Origin of the sequence: Stackebrandtia sp., assembly GCF_035643755.1 — a bacterium.
Classification (GTDB): Bacteria; Actinomycetota; Actinomycetes; order Mycobacteriales; family Micromonosporaceae; genus Stackebrandtia.
This window is the reverse complement of record NZ_DASQPW010000166.1, coordinates 23637-33516: the sequence shown is the minus strand read 5'-3', so window position 1 is coordinate 33516 and position 9880 is coordinate 23637. Positions and strand designations below refer to the sequence as shown.

Annotated in this window: 11 protein-coding genes; 6 read left to right on the top strand and 5 right to left on the bottom strand. The window is 69.2% G+C overall.

Annotated features, from left to right (window positions below):
- From VE172_RS12575 to rimP, 4 genes are all read right to left on the bottom strand, one after another.
- The coding region (locus VE172_RS12575) for a translation initiation factor IF-2 N-terminal domain-containing protein (RefSeq protein ID WP_324802025.1) at positions 1-366 on the bottom strand (366 nt) is incomplete at its 3' end.
- 164 nt (positions 367-530) lie between these two features.
- Positions 531-812, bottom strand: a complete 282-nt coding sequence (locus VE172_RS12570; RefSeq protein WP_349258356.1) for a YlxR family protein — start codon at positions 810-812, stop codon at positions 531-533.
- Positions 813-826: 14 nt separating this feature from the next.
- Positions 827-1861: a transcription termination factor NusA gene (nusA, locus tag VE172_RS12565; RefSeq protein ID WP_324802019.1), complete on the bottom strand. Its 1035-nt coding sequence runs from the start codon at positions 1859-1861 to the stop codon at positions 827-829.
- Between the two features lie 4 nt (positions 1862-1865).
- The gene (gene rimP / locus VE172_RS12560) at positions 1866-2357 is read right to left on the bottom strand and encodes a ribosome maturation factor RimP (protein ID WP_324802016.1); all 492 of its coding nucleotides are present in this window, start codon (positions 2355-2357) and stop codon (positions 1866-1868) included.
- Positions 2358-2483: 126 nt separating this feature from the next.
- Here rimP and VE172_RS12555 point away from each other — a divergent pair, with 126 nt between their 5' ends.
- The 5 genes from VE172_RS12555 (at position 2484) to VE172_RS12535 (ending at position 7622) form a co-directional block, all read left to right on the top strand.
- Complete coding sequence (locus VE172_RS12555; RefSeq protein ID WP_324802013.1) at positions 2484-2948, top strand: hypothetical protein; 465 nt, start codon at positions 2484-2486, stop codon at positions 2946-2948.
- Positions 2948-3370, top strand: coding sequence for a ferritin-like domain-containing protein (locus VE172_RS12550; protein ID WP_324802010.1), 423 nt, complete (start codon positions 2948-2950; stop codon positions 3368-3370). Before VE172_RS12555 ends, VE172_RS12550 begins: the two co-directional genes overlap by 1 nt.
- Positions 3371-3532: 162 nt before the next feature.
- Positions 3533-4120, top strand: coding sequence for a PadR family transcriptional regulator (locus tag VE172_RS12545; protein WP_324802007.1), 588 nt, complete (start codon positions 3533-3535; stop codon positions 4118-4120).
- Positions 4117-4833 (top strand): ABC transporter ATP-binding protein, encoded by a 717-nt coding sequence (locus VE172_RS12540; RefSeq protein ID WP_324802004.1) that lies wholly within the window; start codon positions 4117-4119, stop codon positions 4831-4833. Before VE172_RS12545 ends, VE172_RS12540 begins: the two co-directional genes overlap by 4 nt.
- On the top strand, positions 4830-7622 hold the full coding sequence (locus VE172_RS12535) for an FtsX-like permease family protein (protein WP_324802001.1): 2793 nt from the start codon (positions 4830-4832) through the stop codon (positions 7620-7622). Before VE172_RS12540 ends, VE172_RS12535 begins: the two co-directional genes overlap by 4 nt.
- 3 nt (positions 7623-7625) lie before the next feature.
- On the opposite strand, the gene map is transcribed toward VE172_RS12535, so the two are convergent.
- Positions 7626-8522: a type I methionyl aminopeptidase gene (gene map / locus VE172_RS12530; RefSeq protein WP_324801998.1), complete on the bottom strand. Its 897-nt coding sequence runs from the start codon at positions 8520-8522 to the stop codon at positions 7626-7628.
- A gap of 335 nt (positions 8523-8857) precedes the next feature.
- Between map and VE172_RS12525 the strand changes: the two genes are divergently transcribed.
- The gene (locus VE172_RS12525) at positions 8858-9838 is read left to right on the top strand and encodes a serine hydrolase domain-containing protein (RefSeq protein ID WP_324801995.1); all 981 of its coding nucleotides are present in this window, start codon (positions 8858-8860) and stop codon (positions 9836-9838) included.
- Positions 9839-9880: the final 42 nt, after the last annotated feature.

The following is a 9880-nucleotide window of genomic DNA, read 5'->3' as shown; positions in this document are numbered from 1 at the left end:
CTCCGGCGGTGAGTCGGGCGTCACCTTGGGGGCGGCGGGGCGTTTCGCCGCCTTCTTGGCGGGGCCGGGCTTGCCGGCCGGCGCCTTGGGGCGCGGGCCGGGCCGGGCCGCGCCGGTCTTCGTAGTCGATTCGGCTGCCGGTGCCGCCGCGGGGGACTCGGCGGCCTTGGCCGCCGGCCTGGGTTTCGCGGGCGCCGAAGAACCGCCGTTCGCGAACTCGTTCCGCAAACGCCTGGCCACCGGTGGTTCCACCGTGCTCGATGCCGACTTCACAAACTCACCCATGTCGCTGAGTTTGGCGAGCACGATCTTGCTAGTCACGCCGAGCTCTTTGGCGAGCTCGTGTACGCGGGCCTTGCCTGCCACTGCACTCCTCATCCTGAGGTCATGCGGGGCTTGGCCCGCCGACCTCAACTTCGCACTTGATGCCTGGTCATTGCGACGACTTCATCGTGTGCTCATGTCCGGTCTACCTACCTTGCTGTCGCGAGAGGACACCCACGTGCCCTCCATCGAAAAGCCGAGTCGTCTCATCGCGCGTTCGCCACGAACTCCTCCACCGGGGTGGTATCGACTCCGGACGTCAACCGCAGCGCCCGCCCGAAGGCGCGGCGTCGCAGTGCCTGGGTCAGGCAAACCGGATCGGGGTGGACGTGTGCGCCCCTGCCCGGTAGCTGACGCGCAGGGTCGGGAGTCAACCGAAACCCCGTGGTATCAGAGTTTGAGACGGCGACAACACGCAACAACTCGGTGGCCGAAGCGCGTTGACGGCAACCCACACACATGCGGACTACCTCTGCGCGACGGACCACTGAAAATAATACCTCTACGCGCCCGCGCCGCCCGCTGGCACCTCTGGCTCCGGCGGTGAGTCGGGCGTCACCTTGGGGGCGGCGTCCGACTTGATGTCGATGCGCCAACCGGTCAAACGGGCCGCTAGCCGGGCATTTTGCCCCTCGCGCCCGATCGCCAGCGACAGCTGGAAATCCGGGACAGTGACCTGCGCGACTCTTTCGTCGGCGTCGAGGACCTCGACCCTGATGACCTTGGACGGCGACAACGCGTTGCCCACGAATTCCGCGGGGTCCTCGGAGTAGTCGATGATGTCGATCTTCTCGCCGTCGAGCTCGCTCATCACCGCGCGCACTCGCGAGCCCATCGGGCCGATGCAGGCGCCCTTGGCGTTGAGGTCGGGGACGGTGGAGCGCACCGCGATCTTGGAGCGGTGCCCGGCCTCGCGCGCCACGGCGGCGATCTCCACCGAGCCGTCGGCGATCTCGGGTACCTCCATGGCGAACAGCTTCTTCACCAGATTCGGGTGGGTGCGCGACAGGGTGATCTGGGGGCCGCGCGATCCGCGCGCCACCTGGACCACCGAGGCCCGCAGCCGGCGTCCGTGGGAGTAGTCCTCGCCGGGCACCTGCTCGACGTGGGGCAGCATGGCCTCGATCTTGCCGAGGTCGACCACGACGATGCCCTTTTCGGACTGTCCCTCGTGCGCCTGGACCACGCCGGTGACGATGTCACCCTCCATATTGGCGAATTCGCCGAAGTTGACGTCGTCGGTGGCCTCGCGCAGCCGCTGCATGATCACCTGTTTGGCGGTCATGGCGGCGACACGTCCGAAGTCCTCGGGTGTGTCGTCCCATTCGCGCAGCAGGTTGCCGTCCTCGTCGAACTCGCGGGCGAACACCGTGGCGGCGCCGCTTTCGCGGTCGATCTCCACCCGGGCGTCGCTGTTGGCGTGCGGGGTGTGCCGGTAGGCGGTCAGCAGCGCGCTTTCGATGGCGTCGATGATGGTGTGGAAGGGAATGTCTCGTTCCCGCTCCAGGGATCGCAAAGCGACCAGGTCGATACGCACGCCGCTATTCCTGCCTTTCGTTCTTGCCGGACGAGCGGGAGAACTCCAGTTGGATGCGCCCGGAACCTAGATCACCGTACGCCACGCGGCGCGAGCCCTCCGGGGTGTCCAATTCGACGCCGTCGTCGTCGGCGCCGGTGATGCGGGCGGTCACGGTGGAGTCCTTGAGCCGCACGCTCACCAGGCGTCCGGCGTTGCGCCTCCAGTGGCGCGGCATGGTGAGTGGGCGGTCCACGCCCGGGGAGGAAACCTCCAGTGTGTACGAACTGGCGGCGAAGGGGCCCTCGTCGGCCTCGGCGGCGTCCAGCGCCTTGGACAGCTCCCGCGAGACCGCGGCGATCGCGTCCAGATCGACGCCGCCGTCCCGGTCGACCAGGACGCGCACCATGGTCCGGCGTCCGGCCTGGGAGACCTTGAGTTCCTCGAGGTCGTAGCCCTCGGCGGTGACCACCGGCTCCACCACGGCCCGGATCCGCTTCCGTGTCACGTCGGTCACGCGCACCCCCTTATTCGTCATGTCTTCGCAAAGAGCGAGACTAGCCGAAACGCGCCGCTCAGGGAAGCGTCGGGCGGGTGTGCGGCCTGGTGCGCCGGGCACCACCACGCCTGGCAGACTGTTGCGGTGCCAATGGACGAACAATGGGTGATGCGGCGGCGTGCCGTCTTGCTGACGGGCGCGGCGGCGGCGCTGGCGCTGGGCGGGTGCTCCGCCACGTCGAACACCACGGCCACATTGGACTTTTCCCGGGTGGTGCACCGGGTGTGGGTCACCTCCCGCACGATGATGAACACCTACGACGCCGCCATCAAGGCGAAGTGGTCCGATGAGGACTCCCTGAAGGTGTTGCGCGACAACCATGCCAAGCACGCCGCGGCCCTGAAGAAGATCCTGGGCGACGCCGGCGGCAAGGCCGGGCCCACGGCCGACGGCGACGCGAATTCCGCCGACGCGTTGCGCCGGGCGGAGCTGGACGGCCGGGACCAGGCGTGGGACGCCTGCGTGTCGGGCGGAGACGAGCTGGCGGTGCTGTTCGGCGAGATCGCCGCGTGCCGCGCCACCCACGCCGACGTGCTGAAGGTGATGTGATGGCCGATCACGGGCTGCCCGCCGGGCTGATCGCCGAGTACGAGGCGTTGTACGCCCTCGGCGTGGCCGGGGCGCATCTCACCGGCGCCCAACTGGACGCCGCCAAGCGCTCGGACCAGGCGCATCGCGACACCCGCGACGCGGTGTTGACCCGGATGAGCGACTCCGGCGCCAAGGTTCCCGAGCAGCAAGCGGCCTACCGGCTGCCGTCACAGGCCACCGACGCGAAGACCGCGGGCAGGCTGATCTCGGATATCGAGGACCGCACGACCCGCACCTGGCGGGCGGTGGTGGCCAACACCACCGGCGCCGACCGGCGCGCGGCGGCCCGGGCGATGGCGTCCAGCGCGGTGAACCTGGCGCGCTGGAAACGGGCTACGGGCGTGTCTCCGTCGACCACCGCGTTCCCGGGACGCCACTAGGGATAGCCGGTCTTCCGGCTGCGTGGCGGCGCAAATCGACCGTTCAGTCACTGTTAATTCGCGCTCTGGTGTGTAAACCTACTGCGTAGGCACCCTTCGACACTTCTCTACGCCCATCGAAGGCGCCGATACCAGCACATATTGCAATATTTAGGAGAAGCTTTGAGCATCAAGCACGGACTCCTGGCCCTTTTGGAGCGCGGACCAGCCTACGGCTACCAGCTTCGTTCATCCTTTGAGGAATCTACCGGCGCGACCTGGCCGCTCAACATCGGCCAGGTTTACACCACCCTGACGCGCCTGGAGCGGGACCACCTGGTGCGCGCGCTTCCCGAGAACGACCAGGGCCAGCGGCCCTACACCATCACCGACGCCGGGCGGGCCGCCCTCGCCGTGTGGTTTTCCACCCCGGTGTCCAGCACCGACCGCCCGCGCGACGAGCTCGCCATCAAGTTGGCCCTGGCGTTGACCACCCCCGGTGTCAACGTTCCCGACGTGGTGCAGACTCAACGGGTGGCGACGATTCGCGCGCTTCAGGAGTACACCCAGCTCAAAATGCGGGCCAACCAGGACGACACCGCCTGGCTGTTGATCCTGGACTCGATGATCTTCCGCGCCGAGGCCGAGGTGCGGTGGCTGGACCACTGCGAGGCCAGCCTGGTGCGCAAGGCCGCCGCCGCGTCCACCCATTCCACGCCGGTCGAAGACGGCGACCGGGTTATCGAACCCCACAAGGTAAGTAGGCGATGACCGCACTGACGCTGCGAGAGGTAAGTCGCGTCCACGGCCAGGGAGAAACGGCCGTCGAAGCGCTGCGCGGCGTCGATCTGGCGGTTTCCGCCGGGGAATTGGTAGCGGTGATGGGCCCCTCGGGGTCGGGAAAGTCTACTTTGCTCAATCTGGCCGGTGGTCTGGATGCTCCGACCGCCGGCCACGTTCATGTCGACGGAACGGCGCTGGACAGCCTGTCGCGGCGGGAGCTTGCGAAGCTGCGGCGCCGCTCGATCGGTTACGTGTTCCAGGACTTCAATCTGATTCCCAGCCTCACGGCGGCGGAGAACGTGGCGCTGCCGCTGGAGCTGGACGGCGCCTCGGTGCGCAGGGCCCGGCACGCGGCGCGCTCGGCGCTGGACGGGGTGGGCATCGGCGATCTGGCCGAGCGCTTCCCCGACGCGATGTCCGGCGGTCAGCAGCAACGGGTGGCCATCGCCCGCGCCGTGGTCGGGGATCGGCGTCTCATCCTGGCCGACGAACCCACCGGCGCGCTGGACACCCAGACCGGAGAGACGGTCCTGAAGCTGTTGCGCGCCCGCTGCGACGCCGGCGCCGCCGGGGTGCTGGTCACCCACGACGCGCGCCACGCCGGCTGGGCCGACCGGGTGATCTTCCTGCGGGACGGCCGGGTGGTGGATGCCTCCGGCCCGTTGGCCTCGGTCGACACGCTGCTGTCGGAGGCGCCGTGACCGCCGCGGCGCTGCGGCTGGCCTTCCGGCTCGCGCGCCGCGACGCCCGAAAGTCCAAGCGGCGCTCGACCCTGGTGATCGTCCTGTTGGGACTACCGGTCTTCGCCATCGTGGGCACGAGCACGACCCTGGACAGCTTCGCGCCCACGCCCGCCGAGCAGGCGGTGCGCGACATGGGCCACGCCGACGCCATCGTGGACTGGGATTACCGAGGTCCGGTGGCCCAGGACCCCACCGATCGCTCGGTCGGCGCGGTGCCCTCCGGCACCGGCGACACCGACCTGGACCCGCACGACGCCTCGCAGATCCTCGACGCCCTGCCCGGCGGCAGCCGCCTGGTGGAGATCACCACGGGCCACTCGGTGGTCGCCGCCGACGGCGGGCGCTCGCATGTGGACGTGCGCGGGATCGACCTGTCCGACAAGGCCACCGAGGGCATCCTCACCGTCCTGGACGGCAGCGTGCCCGGCCCCGGCCAGGTCGCGCTGTCGCGCACCGCCGCCGACCGGCTCGGCGTCGACGTCGGCGACCGCCTGAAGTTCTCCAGTCCCACCGCCTCCACCCGCACCGTCACCGCGGTGGTGGAGGCGCCGGGCGACCTGGACGCCGAGTTCGTCGCGATGTCGCCGAAGTCGTTCCACGGCAAGCACAGTCGCTGGCTCGCCGTGACGCCGAAGCCGGTGACCTGGGACGACGTGCGGCGCTACAACGACAAGGGCATGGCGGTGTACTCGCGCGCCGTCGCCGACGACCCGCCGCCGACGCCCCCGCAGGTGCCCACGCCGGTGGCCTCGCGCCAGCAGACCCTGATCCTGCTCGCCTTCCTGATCGCGATGATCGGGCTGGAGGTGGTCTTGCTGGCCGGACCGGCCTTCGCCATCGGCGCCAAGCGGCGGGGGCGCGAGTTCGCCCTGTTGGGCGCCAACGGCGCCACGCCCGCCCAGGTGCGGCGCACCGTCTTGGCGGGCGGCCTGACTCTGGGTGCGGTGTCGTCGCTGGTCAGCGGCGTGCTGGCCGTGGGTCTGGCGTGGACGGCCTCGCCGATCGTGGAGTCCGTCATGGGCGAAAGGCTGGCGGGGTATCGCTTCTGGCCGCAGCTCAACGTCCCGGTGATGGTCGTCGCCGTGATCACCGGCGGCCTGGCCGCGGTGGTTCCGGCGTTCATCGCCTCCCGGCAGCCGGTGGCCACGGCGCTGGCGGGGCGGGCCGGGATCACGCGTTCGCCGAAGCGCTGGGTGGTGCTGGGCGTCGCCCTGATCGTCGGCGGGGTGGCCTGTGCCTTGGTAGGCAACGGAAGCGGCGGCCTGGCGGTGCTGCTGGGCGGGATCGTCGCCGCCGAGCTCGGCCTGGTGCTGTGCACCCCGGGCCTGCTGGGCCTGTTGAGCCGCGGCGGGCGCTTCCTGCCGCTGACCGCGCGCATCGCGCTGCGCGACGCCGGACGCAACCGCAGCGCCGCCGCCCCGGCCATCTCGGCGATCATGGCGGTGGTGGCCGCGAGCATCGCCGTGTCCATGTTCCTGATGGCCGACCAGTCGCGCCTGGTCGACAGCAACGAGGCGGTGGCCCCGGTGGGCAGCGCCTACGCCGACATCCAGGTGTCCTATTCGGATCCGACGCATCCCGAGGGCACCGAGCACACCCGCGAGGTGCTGTCCGACACCGCCGACAAGGTGTCGGCCGCGATGCGGCGCCACCTGCCGGTGTCGCACCTGTATCGCCTGCCCGCCCTGACCTGCGGGCATTCCGGGTCGTCGGCTTCGTGCCGGGTGGCGGTGCTGCCGCCGAAGGACAAGGCGTGCCCCTTCGACGACCGCAAGAACATCTCGGCGATGCCGGCCGCCGAGCAGGCCAAGGCCGCGGCCAACCCGCATTGCAAGCAGCATCAGGGATCGGGCACCGGAAACCTCGCCTACGGAGTGTTCGTCGTGGACTCGACGACGCTGGCGGCGATCACGGGGGCCACGGGCGCCGACCTGGCCGCGGCCCGGGCGACGCTGCGCGACGGCGGCGTGGTCGTCAACGACGCCGACCTGCTGCGCGACGGCCACGCCACGATCGAGATCCGCGACCACCCCGCCGACCTCAACGGGGGTTCCTTCTCGGTGCGGGATTCGGCGAGGCTGCCCGCGCACGCGCTGACCACCGGGACGCGCAACCACAAGCAGATACTGGTGAGCGCCGAGGCGGCGAAGCGGCTCAGGCTGGCGCCGTCGGACTCGATGGTCCTGTTCGCCACCACCACGCACCCGCCCACCGAGGGCCAGGCCGAGTCCTTCGACAGCGACCTGTCCGACCGGGGGCTCAACGCCGAGACCCAGGGCAAGACGTCCAACGGCACCGCGGGGGTGGTGGCCGAGGTCGTGCGGCGGCCCGAGCCTCCGGCGCTGGTGACCGCGGCGGTGTGGCTGCTGGCGGCGGTGTCGGCGGCGCTGGCCCTGGCGGCCACGGCGGTGGCCTGCGCACTGAGCGCAGCGGAGTCGCGCCGCGACCTGTCGACCCTGGCCGCCGTGGGTGCCTCCCCGGCGATCCGGCGCAAGCTCATCCTGTCCCAGGCCGGCGTGATGTCCCTTGTGGGCGCCATGCTCGGCGTGATCGCCGGGGCCGTGGCGTGCTATGTCGTGCTGTCCACCCTGAACCAGCAGATCGCGGTGGTCTATCCCCGCCAGCACCTGTACACGCTGGCGCCGCCGTGGTCCAGCATCGGCATCGCGCTGGTGGTGGTGCCGCTGGTGGCGATGCTGGGCGCGGGCCTGATCGCCAAGTCGCGCCTGCCCAGCGAGCGCCGCTGAGTCCTACCGGTACTTCTGCGGTGTCCCCGCCGACGGCCCCTCGGTCGGCATGGTGAGGATCTCGTAGCCGGTGTCGGTGACCACCAGGGTGTGTTCGAACTGCGCCGACCACCTCAGGTCCTTGGTGGTGGCGGTCCAGCCGTCGGCCCACATGTCGTGCGCGAAGGTGCCCTGGTTGATCATCGGCTCGATGGTGAAGGTCATGCCCGGCTCCAGAATCGTCTTCTGGGACGGGTTGTCGTAGTGCAGCACGTGGAGTCCGGAGTGGAACGACTCGCCGATGCCGTGCCCGGTGAAGTCGCGCACCACGCCGTAGCCGAAGCGCTTGGCGTAGGACTCGATGACCCGCCCGATCACGTTGATCTCGCGCCCCGGGGCCACCGCCTTGATGCCGCGCATGGTCGCCGCGTAGGTGCGCTCCACGAGCAGCCGCGCCTCCTCATCGACGTCGCCGATGAGGAAGGTGGCGTTGTTGTCGCCGTGCACCCCGTCCAGGTAGGCGGTGATGTCGACGTTGAGGATGTCGCCGTCGGCGATCACCGTGGAGTCGGGGATGCCGTGGCAGATCACCTCGTTGAGCGACGTGCAGCACGACTTCCAGAAACCCTTGTAGCCCAACGTGGACGGGTAGGCCCCGTGGTCGCAGATGTATTCGTGCACCACCCGGTCGACCTCGTCGGTGGTGACCCCGGGCGCGGCCGCCCGCTGCGCCTCCACCAGCGCGTCGGCGGCCAGCCGGGAGGCGGCGCGGATCCGCTCGATGGTCTCGGCGTCCTTGACGTGCGAGCCGGTGAAGGGCTGCGGCTTGGGTTTGCCGACATATTCCGGACGGACGATGTGGGCGGGAACCTCGCGGCGCGGCGATTGGACCCCGGGTTTCAGGGCGGCACGAACAGTCATGGCGTCGAGCTTATCCGCTGGCAGCACCCGGTCGCCGAACCGCCGACGACGCCCGGAGCCGAGACCAAGATGTTATGTGCCACAAGGCGAAGCTGGCACACTAAGGACTTGCGGGCGCCCGGCCATCAGGGCATGCTGTATAGGCGGATCAACCAGACTCACAAGGACAACCCATACCGAGCCGACGTGGAGTGCGCTCCCGTGAATGACACACCCAACACGGTCGAGCGCCGGGCCTGCCCAACACAGGCCAACGGCTGTCACTCCACGTCGGCTCGTCTATTTATGTCTGAACGACCGAAGTGACGCCTCAATAGGCTCGTTATGATGTCTCTATGACATCACTTCCCGAAGTTCAGGGCAACGTCCTCCTGGTGCGCCAGGGACGGGTCCTCCACCAGGCCAGCAACGGCTTCGCCGACCCGGTGTCGCGCACGCCGTTGACGCCCGACACCCGTTTCCAGATCGCCTCGATCAGCAAGCAGTTCACCGCCGCGGCCACCCTGCTGCTCGTCGACGCGGGCAAGCTGTCGCTGAACGACTCGATACGGCGGTGGTTCCCCGAGGCCCCGGCGGCGTGGGACCCGATCACGCCGCATCACCTGCTCACCCACACCTCGGGGCTCGGGCACTGGCCGGACTACGAGGACTTGTGCGACATCTGCGCCTACTCCCCCGCCGAGGAGATCCTCCACGCCTTCTACGACCTGCCGCTGGTCCAGCCGGTCGGCGAGGGTTTCCGCTACTCCAGCCCGGGATTCTGGCTGCTGGCGCGCATCACCGAGCTGGCCTCCGGCACCCCGTACCGCGAATTTCTAGACCGGCGGATATTCGAACCCCTGCAGCTGACGAGCACCTTCGCGGGCAACGGCGGCGATCGCCCGCTGCTGGCGGTGGGCTGCGGGCCCGACGGGCCGCTCGACGAGCTGTTCGACTTGGACGGTTACGGGATGGGCGCGGGAGACCTCTGGTCCACCACCACCGATCTGGTCACCTGGAACCAGGCGCTGGACGACGGGCGCATCCTTTCGGAGGACTCGCGGCGACTGATGTTCCATCCCTTCGTCGACACGAAAGACGCCCTCCCTGGCGACTATCAGTACTACGGTTATGGCTGGTTTGTGGGAACGCTCGATGGCCACGACATCCGCGTCCACACCGGAGGAAACGCGGGTTTCCAATCCGTCAATGCCTGGTTTCCCGAGTACGACACGCATTTCGTGCACGTCACCAGCCGCGACGATTTCTTCAAAAGCAGCGGCCTCACCCTTGACGGTCTGCTGTTGACGCACCTGAATGCCGCGCTTTCCTCCTAGCGCGAACGGTTGACGGGGTGCGGGCCCGCATGAATAATGTGT

Excerpts from the sequence above, each read along its gene's own strand:
- VE172_RS12550 (WP_324802010.1), top strand. The coding sequence starts at position 2,948 with ATGGCCGATCACGGGCTGCCCGCCGGGCTGATCGCCGAGTACGAGGCG.
- VE172_RS12540 (WP_324802004.1), top strand. The coding sequence starts at position 4,117 with ATGACCGCACTGACGCTGCGAGAGGTAAGTCGCGTCCACGGCCAGGGA.
- map (WP_324801998.1), bottom strand. The coding sequence starts at position 8,522 with ATGACTGTTCGTGCCGCCCTGAAACCCGGGGTCCAATCGCCGCGCCGC.
- VE172_RS12525 (WP_324801995.1), top strand. The coding sequence starts at position 8,858 with ATGACATCACTTCCCGAAGTTCAGGGCAACGTCCTCCTGGTGCGCCAG.